The sequence below is a fragment of the Mesorhizobium sp. M0678 genome, assembly GCF_040320505.1.
Taxonomy (GTDB): Bacteria; Pseudomonadota; Alphaproteobacteria; order Rhizobiales; family Rhizobiaceae; genus Mesorhizobium.
Genome location: NZ_JAMYPT010000013.1, coordinates 118,332 through 132,527, shown reverse-complemented (window position 1 = coordinate 132,527; position 14,196 = coordinate 118,332). Strand labels below are relative to the sequence as shown.

Annotated in this window: 11 protein-coding genes and 2 pseudogenes; 4 read left to right on the top strand and 9 right to left on the bottom strand. The window is 61.2% G+C overall.

What is annotated here, in order from left to right; genetic code table 11:
• Window positions 1-43: 43 nt before the first annotated feature.
• Window positions 44-1,309: an ABC transporter substrate-binding protein gene (locus NKI29_RS22545; RefSeq protein WP_023675509.1), complete on the bottom strand. Its 1,266-nt coding sequence runs from the start codon at window positions 1,307-1,309 to the stop codon at window positions 44-46.
• Between the two features lie 101 nt (window positions 1,310-1,410).
• Between NKI29_RS22545 and NKI29_RS22540 the strand changes: the two genes are divergently transcribed.
• Window positions 1,411-2,649, top strand: coding sequence for an ROK family transcriptional regulator (locus tag NKI29_RS22540; RefSeq protein ID WP_352577737.1), 1,239 nt, complete (start codon window positions 1,411-1,413; stop codon window positions 2,647-2,649).
• A gap of 86 nt (window positions 2,650-2,735) precedes the next feature.
• Here the strand turns inward: NKI29_RS22540 and NKI29_RS22535 are convergent.
• Window positions 2,736-3,677 (bottom strand): annotated as a pseudogene (locus NKI29_RS22535) (DMT family transporter); the annotation flags it as partial.
• A 398-nt stretch (window positions 3,678-4,075) separates the two neighbouring features.
• On the opposite strand from NKI29_RS22535, the gene NKI29_RS22530 reads away from it, so the two are divergent.
• From NKI29_RS22530 to NKI29_RS22520, 3 genes and pseudogenes are all read left to right on the top strand, one after another.
• Window positions 4,076-5,407 (top strand): PQQ-dependent sugar dehydrogenase, encoded by a 1,332-nt coding sequence (locus NKI29_RS22530; RefSeq protein ID WP_352568060.1) that lies wholly within the window; start codon window positions 4,076-4,078, stop codon window positions 5,405-5,407.
• Between the two features lie 97 nt (window positions 5,408-5,504).
• Window positions 5,505-5,759 (top strand): annotated as a pseudogene (locus tag NKI29_RS22525) (FAD-dependent oxidoreductase); the annotation flags it as partial.
• Window positions 5,760-5,990: 231 nt separating this feature from the next.
• Window positions 5,991-6,524 carry a hypothetical protein gene (locus NKI29_RS22520; RefSeq protein ID WP_352787018.1) on the top strand — a complete coding sequence of 178 codons (534 nt, stop codon included), beginning with the start codon at window positions 5,991-5,993 and terminating at the stop codon, window positions 6,522-6,524.
• Here NKI29_RS22520 and NKI29_RS22515 read toward each other — a convergent pair whose 3' ends face one another.
• The 7 genes from NKI29_RS22515 to NKI29_RS22485 are packed head-to-tail and all read right to left on the bottom strand — an operon-like array spanning window position 6,525 to window position 14,002.
• A complete protein-coding gene (locus tag NKI29_RS22515; RefSeq protein ID WP_023675516.1) occupies window positions 6,525-7,064 on the bottom strand; it encodes an NADH-quinone oxidoreductase subunit B family protein in 540 nt (179 codons plus the stop codon).
• A gap of 12 nt (window positions 7,065-7,076) precedes the next feature.
• Window positions 7,077-8,594 carry a hydrogenase large subunit gene (locus tag NKI29_RS22510; protein WP_352568058.1) on the bottom strand — a complete coding sequence of 506 codons (1,518 nt, stop codon included), beginning with the start codon at window positions 8,592-8,594 and terminating at the stop codon, window positions 7,077-7,079.
• 18 nt (window positions 8,595-8,612) lie between these two features.
• Window positions 8,613-10,064, bottom strand: coding sequence for a hydrogenase 4 subunit F (locus tag NKI29_RS22505; protein WP_023675518.1), 1,452 nt, complete (start codon window positions 10,062-10,064; stop codon window positions 8,613-8,615).
• Window positions 10,061-10,723: a hydrogenase-4 component E gene (locus NKI29_RS22500; protein ID WP_023675519.1), complete on the bottom strand. Its 663-nt coding sequence runs from the start codon at window positions 10,721-10,723 to the stop codon at window positions 10,061-10,063. The genes NKI29_RS22505 and NKI29_RS22500 overlap by 4 nt, the downstream gene beginning before the upstream one ends.
• A complete protein-coding gene (locus NKI29_RS22495) occupies window positions 10,723-11,679 on the bottom strand; it encodes a respiratory chain complex I subunit 1 family protein (protein WP_352568057.1) in 957 nt (318 codons plus the stop codon). The genes NKI29_RS22500 and NKI29_RS22495 overlap by 1 nt, the downstream gene beginning before the upstream one ends.
• Window positions 11,670-13,691: a hydrogenase 4 subunit B gene (gene hyfB, locus NKI29_RS22490; protein ID WP_502896717.1), complete on the bottom strand. Its 2,022-nt coding sequence runs from the start codon at window positions 13,689-13,691 to the stop codon at window positions 11,670-11,672. The genes NKI29_RS22495 and hyfB overlap by 10 nt, the downstream gene beginning before the upstream one ends.
• Complete coding sequence (locus NKI29_RS22485) at window positions 13,688-14,002, bottom strand: helix-turn-helix domain-containing protein (RefSeq protein ID WP_023675522.1); 315 nt, start codon at window positions 14,000-14,002, stop codon at window positions 13,688-13,690. Before NKI29_RS22485 ends, hyfB begins: the two co-directional genes overlap by 4 nt.
• Window positions 14,003-14,196 lie beyond the last annotated feature (194 nt).

The following is a 14,196-nucleotide window of genomic DNA, read 5'->3' as shown; positions in this document are numbered from 1 at the left end:
GAAGTCTGGCCGGGCGCTTCGCCCCCGGCCATCATCGGCAGCGTCACTTCTGCGCTTCGGCCGCATCCGCCATCGCATTGGCCGCGTCCTGCGCACTCATATCCGGCGTTGCTACAAACTCCGTGATGCTATCCATTATTGCGCCGCGGACCTTTTGCGGAACCGTCATGTTGTGCGCCATCGAACGCACGAGCGTGCCGGCGGCGATCGAGGCTTGCAGATCCTTTTGCGAGAGTTGCTGGCAGGGATTGAAGCCGTTCGAAAGATCGACGTCGAGGCGGGCCGGAATGGACCCTTTGGTCTGATTGAAAATGGTCTGGAATTCGGGCGACAGGATGATGCTGGCAAGCAGCTTCTGTCCCTCGATATAGTCCGGGTCCTTCTGCTTGAAGAACACGACGGAGTCTGAATTCAAGATGAAACCGGGCTTGCCCCAATCGGTCGGCGCCTGGGCGCAGACATAGTCGGTGCCCTCCTTGAAGCCGCCGGCCGTCAGCAGGCCGATCGTCCAGTCGCCCATGATGTGGAAGGCGGCCTCGCCGCGGCCAACGAGATGCGACATGGTATCCCAGTCACGCCCGTTCATGCCGGGGTCCATGTACTTCGAGGTCATGGTGCGAAACTGCTCGAAGGCCTTGACCATGCCGTCGCTGCGCATGGCATCGACGTCGCCCTCGACGAAAGCTTTCTTGTAGAGATCGAGGTCCTGACCGTACACGACCACTTCGAAGACGGTCGAGTCGGTCCAGTCGGCGGTCGAGTGCGAAATGCAGATCTTGCCGCTGGCCACGATCTTGTCGCAGGCGGCGTTGAATTCCGCCCATGTCTTCGGCATCTCGGTGACGCCCGCGTCCTTCATGACCTTCGGCGATGCCCACAGCCAGTTGATGCGGTGGATGTTCATCGGCGCGGCCACCCAATTCCCGGTCGGCTTCATCACCGGCAGCAATTCGGGCGCGACGACCTTCTCCCAATTTTCCGCCTTCGCCAGGTCGTCGAGATTGGCTGTCATGCCCGTCTCGTTCCATTCGGCAATCTCGGGGCCCTTTAGCTGCACAGCGGGAGGTGCGTTGCCGGCGATCACATCAGCACGCAGTTTGGCCAGGGTATTGGCCGTATGGCCCGCGATGGAGGTCTGCTGCCAGGTGCCACCCTTGGCGGTAAACATCTCGCCGAGCTTGGCGATAGCCTGGGCGTCCGATCCGGTGGCCCATTGATGCAAGAGGTTGGTCTTCGGCTCCGCGAGGGCTGTTCCGGTAATCAAGGTGAAGGCGGTAGCGGCCGCAAAGGCCGTCCTCAGGTATTTCATCGTTTCACTCCCATATGTGATGCACGGTTCGTATCGACCGCTTGTGGCCCGCGATTTGAGGTCGTGGCCGGCGAGATTCAGTAATCTCCGTTCTTTCCAAGATGACATATTTGGGCTATCAGTCAACGTGCTTTGTGCCCATCATGAACAAACCTTCGCTTAGAAATTGGCTGATCGACAGGCCGTCCGCGTCGCCGGAGAGCCTGATCGTCCGATGCTTGCGCGAGCGCGGCGTGCTTTCTGCGTCGCAAATTACCCGCATTACCGGTTTGGCGCGGTCGACGGTTTCAACCGCGCTCAACGGCTTGAGAAAATCTGGGATGGTGATCGAATCCTCGGCCCATCATGACGCGGCGAGGGGTATCGGCAGGCCTGCCACGACATTGACGCTCAATCCCGCTGCGGGCACCTGCGTCGGCATCCATCTGGGCCTCGACGAGATGCGGTGTGTCGTCGCTGACGTCTCGCATTCTTTCGTTGCCGAACAAACTATCCCCATGGGTCTGGACTACCAGCCGCAACAGGCGGCCCAGCTCGCCAAGTCAGTAATTGCCCGATGCTACGAAGAGAACGGTCTGCCGATGGCGGGGCTCCTGGGGGTTGGGGTCTCCGTCTCGGGCCCAGTCAGCCGCGAAGGAGTGGTGCTGCGCGCGAGTATCGTTCCGACCTGGGCCGGGGTCAACATCCGCGATGTGTTCGGGCCGGTCCTTGAACAGCCGATCTTCGCCGACAATGAGAGCAACTGCTCGGCCATTGCCGAGCTGATGTGGGGTGCTGCCGTCGGCCAGGACGATTTCGTGCTGTTCAAGGTCGATCTGGGCGTCGGCGGGGCCATTGTCCAGCACGGTCGGCTGGTGAGCGGCATCGCCGGCGGCGCCGGCGAATTCGGGCACATTAGCATCGATCCCGGCGGCGACCTTTGCCGGTGCGGCAATCGAGGATGCCTGGAGCTCTATGCCAGCTTTGCCGGACCGCTCGAGCAGATTTCGCGCATCGTGCGGCGGCCGGTCACGATGGACGACGTGATCATGATGGCCGAGGAGGGCGACGTGAGGGCGCTGCGGATGATCGAGGACACCGCCGAGTTCGCCGGCCGTGGCCTTGGCCTGATCGGTTCGGTTCTCAATCCGCCGCTCATCATCATCAGCGGCCGCATGGCCTTGGCGGGCGACATTCTCCTGGCGCCACTGATCGCATCATATGAACGCCACACGCTCATCAAGTCCCGCGATGTGGCGCCTGCGCTGCGCACGCGGATAATCGTTGGCAAGCACACGGAGAACGATGCATTGCTCGGCGCGGTCGGCCTCGTGCTGCGCCACAACAGCCGGCTTCAGTGACCCGGCTTGCTTCGGGTGGCGCTCTGATTTTGCGAGCTGCTCGCCGAAGCAGCGGAACTGATGTTTGCGTACGCGACACGCACCGTGCGCTGCCTCGGCTTGATCGCGGTGGCGAGCAGCAGGCCGGCGATGATAAAGGCGGCGCCGGCGAGATCGTAGTCGTGCAAGCTTTCGCCAAGGACCAGATAAGCGAGAACGGCGACGAAGGCGGTCTGGAGATAGAGCAGCATGCTGGCGCGCCCCGCACCAAGCGTCTCGACGCTACGGTTGTAGAGATAGTACATCAGAGCGCCGCCGGGGCCGGCAACATAGGCGAGAGCCAGAAGGCCGTTCGCATGCAGCGCCGAACGATCCCCGGAAAACAATTCCCAGAGATAGAAGGGCAGTGCGGCCAGCGCGCCGGCTCCCAGCAGCAGGACCACCATCGGCAGAAGCTCGATAGCGAATTTGGCGCGACGCAGCAGCACGGTGTAGAGGCCCCAACAAAACGCGCTGCCGACGATCCACAACTCGCCGGGATTGAACTGCAGCTGCATCAGCGCGGCAAGGTCGCCGCGCGCCACGATCACCACCATCCCGGCCAGAGCGACCAGCGCTCCAAGCGCTTTCCAGATACCGAGGGGCTCGCCGAGCACGAAGCGGGCAAGCACCATGGTCATGATCGGCGACAGCGCCATGATGATGCCGGCGGTTGTCGCGTTGGTGTAGTTGAGGCCCGTGTAGATCATGCCCTGACACAAGGTTAGCCCGATAGTGCCGATGACCAGCACCTCGATCACCCGGGATTGGATCAGCACGAGCATCGCCCCGTGATGACGATGGACGATAGGCAGCAGGATCGCGCACGCGAGCGTCAGCCGCCAGAAGCAGAGCGCCCAAGGCGGCATCTCGGGGGCAACCCACTTGGCGGCGATATAGACGCCGGCCGACAGGAGCCAGCAGAGCGTCGCGAGGGAATAGGCGAGCGGAAGTGATGCGCCGGGTGTCGCCTTCGCTACACTTGGATGTGCTATCGGCAGCGATTGGATATCCGTCTCCTCCCACCGCAGACTTTAGCAGATTTGCGGCGTCTTGCTAAGCAGCAACAACAGCTGTTTCACCAGCTGGTGCAATCGGTGGGTCATTGTGGGTCCCGCCGTTCACGGTCTCCTTCCATTCGAACGCATGTTGGCCCATGAGCAACTCGATACCGAAAAGCGCAAGCCGTACCGATTTCGCGCGATACAAATGTGAGATTTATATTGCGCGACAGATATTCGCGCGGTTGCCACAATCTTCTCGCGCCATATTTCTACCGAGCGCAGATCTGTCGCGAATTCCTGGCCCTCGGATTACGAGCGCCGCTGTTTCGAAGCAATTGGAAGAATAAGCCACTGACTTCCGTTTGCACAAAGAGCGCGACACAAATCCATGCGGAGGACGTCCGATGCATGCCGGCTTCCCAGGAAGCGTACTCGTAGCGGTGTTGGGCACCGTCATGGCAAGCTGCGCTGGCATTCCGGCGCAAAAAACCGGGGCAATATCCGGCTATGGCCCCAACCCCACTTTACCGAAACCAAGACCGACGCTGATCCCGACTGTTAACATCGCCGAGGCGAAAGGCTGGCAGAAAGAAGGTATGCCGACCCCGGCGAAGGGGCTGACAGTGAACGCCTTCGCCACCGGCCTCGACCATCCGCGCTGGCTACATGTGCTTCCGAACGGCGATGTGCTGGTTGCTGAAACCAATGCCCCTGCCAAGCATGACGAAGGCTTCAGTCTTAGAAAGGTCTTCATGGACCTAGCTATGAAGCGGGCTGGCGCCGCGACCAAAAGCGCCAACCGCATCACGCTCCTGCGCGACACCGATGGCGACGGCATTGCGGATGTGCGCACGACGTTCGCGGAAGGCCTCAATTCGCCCTTCGGCATGACGCTGTCCAAAGGCAAACTCTTTGTCGCGAATACCGACGCGCTCGTCGCTTTCCCCTACTCCAATGGCCAGACCCGAGTCAGCACGTCGCCGGAAAAGATCATCGACTTGCCGGCCGGGGACCTCAACCATCATTGGACCAAGGACGTGATCGCAACTCCGGATGGACGCAAGCTCTATGTCACCGTTGGTTCCAACAGCAACGTTGGAGAAAACGGCATAGCCGCGGAGAAGAACCGCGCTGCTGTCCTTGAAGTGGATCGGTCTACCCGCCGCACTCGGGTCTTCGCCTCGGGCCTGCGCAACCCGAACGGGCTCTCCTGGAATCCTGAGACTGGCCAGCTTTGGGTCGCCGTGAACGAGCGTGACGAGATCGGCGACGACCTTGTGCCGGATTACATGACCTCGGTTCGTGACGGCGCTTTCTACGGCTGGCCCTACAGCTACTACGGACAGAACGTCGACGAACGTGCCAAGCCGCAGCGCCCCGATCTCGTGGCGGCAGCGATCAAGCCCGATTACGCCCTGGGCTCTCATACCGCCTCGCTGGGACTGACCTTCTCCAAAGGCGCGCGGCTCGGTTCGGCCTACGGCAACGGCGCCTTCGTCGGCCAGCACGGCTCGTGGAATAGAAGCGTGCACAGCGGCTACAAGGTCATCTTCGTGCCGTTCCATGGTGGCAAACCGAGCGGTCCTCCGGAAGATGTGCTCACTGGCTTCATCGGGCGTAATGGCGAGGCGATGGGCCGGCCGGTCGGCGTCGCTATCGATCAGACTGGCGCACTGCTCGTCGCCGACGACGTCGGTAATGTCATCTGGCGGGTCCGCCGAGCGAATGGCCGTTGAGCGCAGGTGGCCTTTCTGATTCCGACCTCACAGCCTTCGGCTACAGCGCCACGCCCGATATGGCTGCATTCGGCTGCGATTTCGATGCAAATGCCAGGTGACGACATCGCGCCTGCCGCATGTCGGTCGCTATGGCGACGTCTATTTTGCGCATGGCTATTCGGGCAAGGGGGTGATCCTGTCGACGCTGTCGGGCAAGCTGCTCGCTGAGGCGATCACCGGTGATGCTTCGCGGCTCGATCTGTTTTCGACCCTAAGCCCGCTGCCGTTCCCCGGCGGCACGGCGCTGCGCGGCCCGCTCTATGTGCTCGGCATGCTTTGGTACGCAATGCGTGACCGCATCAAACATTGAGCGCAGGCATGCGCAATGAGGCCGAGCGCCGCCACCAAGCGATTAACGGCTGATTTCGCGGCGGCGTCCGACTTGATCGATCTTGAATATGTTCCGTAGGCAATGGCCGCGAGTCGGTCCATGCCCTGCTCCCGAAGCCTGAGCGCCGATAGACCTGCCTGCTATTTCCTCAGCTAATAGATCGATATGATTGCAGGATTGACCGTTTCATATCCCAGGCGCGGCTCCGATTTGTCTTTCGAAATCGCGCTGGAGACAGTTCCGGTTGAACTGCTATCCAATTTTGTTTCCCTGTTTTTCTTGATCGTGCTGCCCGACAGGTCGGCGCAGGCCGACGTTACTTCTGTACTGACCACTCTCTTTTTCTCGTGCGCAACGGCGGCGGTGGATACGGCCATCACAATTGCCGCGCAAACAATCGTCAATCTCATTGATTCCCCCTTAGAGCACCGCAAACGTGTGGTCGGCTGCTTTGAGACGCCGGCGAAGGCGGTATTCGCGCCTGGCCGGCCCATGCAGCTTCCGACTGCACAAGATTGTAACTACATTAGCTGCAGCGCAAGTAACCATTTCGGACTAGGGAACGGGTTCCCCTTCGATCGAAAGCGCTGGGCTGCCGGCGAAAAAGCAGGCGTTTTAGCCGTTCTCGCCGCCGAGCGCCTTCCAGTTTTGGGACAGAGGTTGGCTGATGCCCTTAAACTCACGGCTACGCATTGGTTGGATCTATGCAGCGACAAGGCCAACCTTGGCAAAGCCTCTACATAGTCACCTTCGGGCAGCACCAGTCTTGGAATTCACGCCCTCAAGCAAGGCGAGCAGGCCTTTCAGAATTTCGATTGGCGGCGGCGGACAACCTGGAATGTGCAGATCGACAGGCAAGGCCTCGGACACTCCGCGCACCACCGCATAGCTGCCGGCGAAACAGCCGCCATTGCCTGCGCAATCTCCCAGTGCGACCACCCATTTTGGGTTGGGTGTTGCGTCGTAGGTCAGCTTCAATGCCTCGCGCATGTTTTTTGTGACCGGCCCGGTGACGAGCAGTACATCGGCATGGCGCGGTGATGCGACGAACCGGATCCCAAAACGCTCGATGTCATAGAAGGCGTTGTTCAGCGCGTGCATCTCAAGTTCGCAGCCGTTGCAGGAACCGGCATCGACCGCCCGGATCGACAGGCTTCGCCCCAATCGTTTGTGAGCAGCCCCATCGAGCGCGCGTGCGAGTTCGTCGACTGCCGTGCTGCTTGCCAACGGCGGACGCTCGGTGAGAGGGGGGCGTATCAGGCTTTCAAAAAGAAGCTTGCGCATGACAGCGTGCCTTCAGAGATCATGGCCCGAATAAGAGCAGTTGAACGATTTGTTGCACAGCGGAAAGTCGGCAACGATGTTTCCTTCGATCGCCGCTTCAAGGAGCGGCCATTGAAACCATGACGGATCACGGAGGTGACAGCGCTCGACCAAGCCGCCCTTGCCAATGCGCAGCCAGGCCAGAATGTCGCCGCGGAAACCTTCGACGAGCGCCATGCCTTCATGCGATCGGTTTGTCTGCGCGAAATCGACGCGGATCGGCCCGTCTGGCAGTTGTCGCAAGACTTGTTCGATCAGGGACAGGCTCTGTTCGACCTCGTGGATACGAATCCATACACGGGCGTTCACATCGCCTTCCTGGAGGAGAGGTACATCGAAGGCGAGTTCGCCATAGGGTGGATAAGCGAGATTGCGTCGGGCATCGAAGTCCCGACCGGAGGCCCGGCCAACGTAGCCTCCGGCGCGATATTGACGAGCGAGTTCCACCTTCAGCCGGCCAGTCGCGACAGTCCGATCCTGCAGCGACGCCGTGTTGTCGTAGAGCTCGACCAGCGCGGGAAACCGCTGCCTGATCTCTGCGATCAGGGACCTGAGCGCTGTCGTGCCCTCATCGCTCAGGAAGCTTGCCACGCCTCCGGGCACGATGCAGTCGCGCATCAAACGATGACCGAAGGCAGCATCGCTTGCCCGCAATACGCGCTCACGCAGCACCCCACAGTGGGCATGCATGAGCGCGAAGGCGGCATCATTGCAGATAGCGCCGATGTCGCCCAGATGATTGGCCAGGCGCTCCAACTCGGCCATGAGCGCTCGCAGCCAGACCGCGCGTGGGGGAACCTGGACACCCAGCGCCGCCTCGACCGCGCGGGCAAAAGCGAGGGAGTATGCCACGGTACTGTCGCCAGAGGTTCTGCCCGCCAATTTGGCCGCACGGTCGATGTCGGACCCCGCCATCAGGCCTTCTATACCTTTGTGCGCGTATCCGAGGCGCTGCTCCAGCCGGACGACCGTTTCACCGCTCGCCGTGAACCGGAAATGGCCCGGCTCGATGATGCCGGCATGCACGGGCCCGACCGGGATCTGATGCAGGCTCTCCCCCTCTGCAGGCAGGAAACTGTACGGGAAGGCAGTCGCAGCAGACGTCCGGACGCGGGTACTCAACGGATAGCTGACACCCCAGTGGCCATGATCAAGCCACTGTCGTGTATCAGGCGCACCTTGTGGTAGGAGCCCGAACAGGTCAGCGGCCGCACGTTCCAGGCGCAATGCGGGCGGATGCAGCCGGCCGACCGATGGGTAGCGGCCACTGGGGCATTCCAGGCTGACGACGCCAATGTCCCCGGCGCTTTCATCGAGAAGTGCCATGTGGACGGCGCCTGGCTCACCCCATAGGCCGAGCAAGCTCCAGTGGCCCTCGGCCAGTTGCTCGACGGCAAAGCCCCATTTTTTCGGAGTCACCACGGCGCGCGACCACGGGAAATGATTTTCGACACGTTGGCCAGCAAGGATGAGGTCGATCAGCCCGGGCATGCTCTTTCTCTCCTCTGCTCACCCCAGGATACTTGCGACGTGCTGGAACCATGTGACCAGCGGTGGCGGCAGATAGATGCCGGCGGCAAACACCAACGCCAAGTGGGAATACATCGGAATGTAGGACGCCTCGGCGGGTGCAGTGCTGCCGCGCGGTTCGCCGAAAGCGACGCCGGTCAGTCGAAGCAGCAGGGCGCCGAAAGCGAGCAGAATCCCGAAAACCAACGGCATCGCCAAAAGAGGGTGTCTTGCAAATGTCGAACTCACGACCAGGAATTCGCTCATGAAGATACCGAGCGGAGGGAGGCCGGCAATGGCAACGACGCCGATGACGAGCGCCCAGCCAAGGGCAGGATGTGTTTCCGTCAGTCCCCGGATTTCGGCGATGTTCTGTGTCCCCTTGACCTGGGCAATGTGGCCGACCGTGAAAAAGATCGCCGACTTGGTCAGGCTGTGCATGACCATGTGCAGCAGCCCGGCAAAATTGGCGAGCGGGCCTCCTATGCCGAAGGCGAACACGATGATGCCCATGTGCTCGATCGAGGAGTACGCGAACAGGCGTTTGATGTCGCGGCGGCGGTAGAGCATGAAGGCCGCGAAGACAAGCGACGTCAGTCCCATCGTGATCATCAATGGCCCAGGTGCGATCGCTTCCGGGCTTGCCGCGAGCAATAGCTTGAAGCGCAGCACGGCATAGAGCGCGACGTTTAACAGCAAGCCCGACAGCACTGCGGAAATCGGCGTTGGACCCTCAGCATGCGCGTCTGGCAGCCAGGCATGTAAGGGCGCAAGGCCGACCTTTGTCCCGTAGCCGAGCAGCAGAAAGATGAAGGCGACATTGAGCAGAGCCGGATCGAAGCGCGCGGCGTGAGCGATGAGCACCGTCCAGACCATCGCATTGGTCCCCTCGCCAACAACCGGCTGTGCAGCCATGTAGACGAGGATGGTGCCGAACAGTGCGAGCGCGATGCCGACGCTGCCCAGAATGAAATATTTCCAGGCTGCCTCCAGCGCTTCGTGCGTGCGGTAGATGCCGACCATGAGCACGGTGGTCAGCGTGGCAAGCTCCACCGCCACCCACATCAAGCCAATATTGTTCGACACGAACGCCAGGTTCATGCCGAACATCATGACCTGGTACATTGCGTGATAAAACCGCAAGTTCGGGACTGTCAGCCGCCCGCTCTCCAGTTCGTGGGCAATGTAGGAAGCGCTGAAGACGCTGGTGGTGAAGCCGACGAATGTGTTGAGCACGATGAAGACGATATTGAGATCGTCGACGAGCAGATACTGCCCAGGCTGCGGGCGGTCGGTGACAAGAAGCGACAGGGCGGCGAGCAAGGTCAGCAAGCTCGCAGCGACATTGACGCCCGCCGATATCCGGTATTTCGGCAGCGCCGCCAGAAGTGCGGCCGCGAAGACCGGTATCAGCAAAATGGCGGCCACCGCATCGAGGGAAAACGCGGTCAACGGTGTTCTCCCCTGTAGTCGTCGAGCGCGCCGACATCCACCGAGTCGAACCTCTCGCGGATGCGGAACAGGAAGACTCCGATGACGATGAAGGCGATAAGGATCGAGAAGGCGACACTGATCTCGACGACCAGAGGCATGCCCTTGGCCCCCGTGGCGGCGAGGACCAGACCGTTCTCGAGCGACATGAATCCGACAACTTGGCTGACGGCGTTGCGGCGGGTGACCATCACCAGCAGCCCCAGCAAAATGATGGACAGCGCGAAAGCCAGGTCCTCGCGGGCGAGGGGATCAGCCTCGGGAGTGACGCGCAGCATCAGGACCATGGACAGGGTCACCAGGCCTATCCCCGCAAGCATCGTCGTACCGATGCCGACGGCGGTCTCGACGTCACGATGGATGCCGAGCCGCTGAATGATGCGATGAAGCCCGACAGGAATGACGATCGCCTTGAAGACGAGGGCGATCGCCGCCGTGACGTAGAGATGATGCGCGTCCTGAATGTATGCCTGCCAAGCTACGGACAGGGCCAGCACGATTGCATGAAGCGCAAAAACGTTGATCAGAGCAAAGAGGCGATCCTGATACAGCATCATGAAACTGACCAGCACTAGGCCGCCGGCGAGCAGGTGAGCGATGTCGAAGGTGAGGCCGTTCATCAGAGGCTCCGCGAGACGAACAGCAGGAGCGTGCCAAGCAGGGCCAGCATCAGCGCTGCCCCGAGGAAATCCGGGACGCGGAAGACGCGCATCTTGGCGATGGCAGTCTCAAACACGGCGAGGAGAACGCCACATACGGCAAGCTTGCCAAAATAGGCGACGACACCCGGAGCAAGGGATTCCAGTCCTGCCCCGGCGCTCGCCAGGCCCCAAGGTAGGAAGACGCAGGAAATCAGCGACACATAGAGCAGAAGCTTGAGGAAGGCGGCAAACTCGATCATCGCCAGATGGCGACCGGAATATTCCAGCACCATCGCCTCATGAACCATGGTGAGTTCCAGATGGGTCGATGGGTTGTCCACGGGTATGCGGGCGTTTTCGGCGATCGCCACCATCACGAGGGCGATGAGCGACATCCCGAGCGACACCCGCAAGCCAACCTCCGGTGACCCCATGAAGGCGGCGACCGTTGAGAGTTGCGTAGCACCCGCGACGAGCGCCAGGCTGAACACGATGAGCAGCATGGCGGGTTCGGCCAGCGAAGCGATCATCACCTCGCGGCTCGAGCCGATGCCGCCGAAGCTCGTGCCGACGTCCATGCCTGCCAGCGCCAGGAAGAACCGGGCGCTTCCCAGCAGTGCGACAATGGCTATGAGATCGGCGGTCCAACTGAATGTAAGGCCGGCGGCGAATGTCGGGATGAGCGCCGCGCCGACCCAGGTGGTGGCAAAGATCAGATAGGGCGTCACGCGAAACAGCCAGGATGCGTTGTCCGCCAGAACGACTTCCTTGCGCATCAGCCGCAAGAGATCGCGGTAAGGTTGGATCAGGGAAGGACCCTGGCGGCGCAAGAGCCGTGCCTTCACCTTGCGCACGAATCCGGTCAGGAGCGGCGCCAGCAAAAGCACCAGCGCCATCTGCGCGCCTTGAACGGCCAACTCGAGAATCACGGCCATAGTGCGAGCACCAGGAGCAGGACAATGAGAAAGAGAAAGACGAGGGTCAGGTAGCGCCTGATCGTCAGGAACTGCAGATGGTTGAGGTGGTCGGTCGCAAAGTCGAGGGCCCGGCCGATAGGCAGGTACAGCGTCTCCCAGATCACATCATGCATTTCGACATTCAGACGAGCCGGACCGGTCTCGCCAGGTGCCGGCATTTCGACGGTTTCCCTTGCACGGAATACGAACGTGCCGAAGACGCGGCGGATAGGCTGCGCGAAGCTGACGGCCGTGTACTGCGAGCTCGGGACCACATCCGGGAAGCCACAACCCCAGGCGGGACCCCGACGGAGTGCATGTGATGCAAAGCGATGGATCACATATGCCGCAGCGGATGCGGAAAAGGCGATGAACAGGAACACCAACAGGCCGTTGTAGGAACTGCGGCTCGCTGCAATCGGCACGATAGACAGCCAGGGCTGGGCCATCTGCACAGGCATCCGACTGCCGATCAGTGGCAGTGTCACCGATGAGAGGCCGTCTATCACAAGACCGGGCAGAATGCCGGCCAGGAGACAAAGGGCAGCGAGAATGAACAATGCCGCCAGCGAGTAGCGGTCGACCTCATGCGCCAGTTCCACCGCGGCCGAGCGTGGCCGGCCGAGGAATGTAATCCCGAACGCCTTTACAAAGCAGGCCGCGGCCAGTGCCGCTGACAGCGCCAGCAGACCGCCAACGGCGGGCACCATGACCTTCAGTCCCCATTGTGGCAGATCGGGGCTCTGCAATATGGCCTGAAAGGCCAGCCATTCGGAGACGAAGCCGTTGAAGGGTGGAAGTGCCGAGATCGCGACGCAACCGACGAGAAAGGCAAAACTTGTAAAGGGCATGCGGTGGATGAGACCGCCCAGCTTCTCCATATCCCGCTCTCCGGTTGCCGTCAGAACGGCGCCCGCGCCGAAAAACAGCAGGCTCTTGAAAAAGGAATGGTTGAGGACGTGGAACAGCGCGGCGGTGAGGGCCAGCGCTGCAGCCGATGGCATGGCGTTCGCCTTGAAAGCGAGCGCGAGACCAAGGCTTACGAAGATGACGCCGATGTTTTCAATGGTGCTATAGGCAAGCAGTCGCTTCAGGTCCTTTTCCATCAGCGCGTAGAGGATGCCGAGAACCGCCGTCAGGCCGCCAAGGAAAAGCACGGCAACGCCCGACCACCATGCCGGCTCACCGAGCAGATCGAAAATAACGCGTATGAAGCCATAGACTGCGACCTTGGTCATCACGCCGCTCATGAGAGCCGAGACGTGGCTTGGCGCGGCCGGATGAGCGAGTGGCAGCCAAACGTGAAGCGGGACGAGTCCAGCCTTGGAGCCGGCGCCCAGCAGCATGAGAACCAGGACGAAAGCAGCGGCGAACGGGGTCGGGTCGGCGGCTCGCATCGCGTCGAATGTGTAGGTTCCATCGGATCCGGCGAGCAGGCCGAACGCAAGCAGCAGCGCGAGTGTGCCGAAGCTCGCCATCACGAGATAGATGTAGCCCGCCCGCGCATTGTCCTGCTCGCGATGGTGCGCCATGACGAGCGCCCAGGAGGCGAGCGACATGAATTCCCAAGAAAGCAGGAAAGTGAAGGCGTCGTCGGCCACCACGACAAGGTTCATTCCGGCTAGGAAAGCCGGGAAGAACGGCAGCACCCGATGCGGCGCAGACTCATGCCTGCCGTAGCCGAGGCCATAAAGGCTGGCCATGGAGCCGCCGAAGTTGACGACGATGAGGAAGAAAGTCGAGAGCGCATCCAAACGGAAATGAGCGCCAATCCATGGCAATCCAAGAGGCAACACCACAGTCGACGGGGTGACGGGATTGTCGGCGATGCGGCTCGCGAGAACCATGAGCACGGCCGCCGATATACCTAGCGTCAAGCCGTAGATCAGGCGTGTTCCCGAGTCGGATCTGCGGCTTTCCGCAATCGCAAGCACCGCAGTCCCCAGGAGCGCAGCGACGCCCCACAGGAGGACCGCGGCCCCCGAAATCACGCCACGCTCCTCACGGGGAGTTTGGCATCCGTATCGACCCCGCCAAGGATTTTGGCGGGGTCAAAATCCGCTTTCAGTCGCACGCCGCGCCCGCCGATTTGGCTGGAGGCGCCTTCAGCGATCAATTCCACGCCGGCGAGGTCAAGTGCCCCGATCAGCTTCATGAGAGAATCGACGTTACCCCGAATAATCGACTCGCTGGCTTCCATGCGTTGAATTGTCGGCACGGAAAGACCGGACAATTCGGCAAGCCTGCGCTGGTCGATGCCAAGGAGCGCCCTCGCGGCACGCAACTGTGGAGCAGTTATCACGGTCGCATCCCCCTTTTTGATCAGCTTTGAGATATTATCTCTACGTCTTGCAGCATATATTAAAATGCGGCGCATTCAATTAGTGATGCGTGGCGCATCTGTCTTGAGGCTGTAGAAAACCGGGCGATACGCCCTGCGCCTCGAACCAAAGCCATGCGGCCGTTCCCGTCACTGCCAGTCTTGTCGCCAGCCGT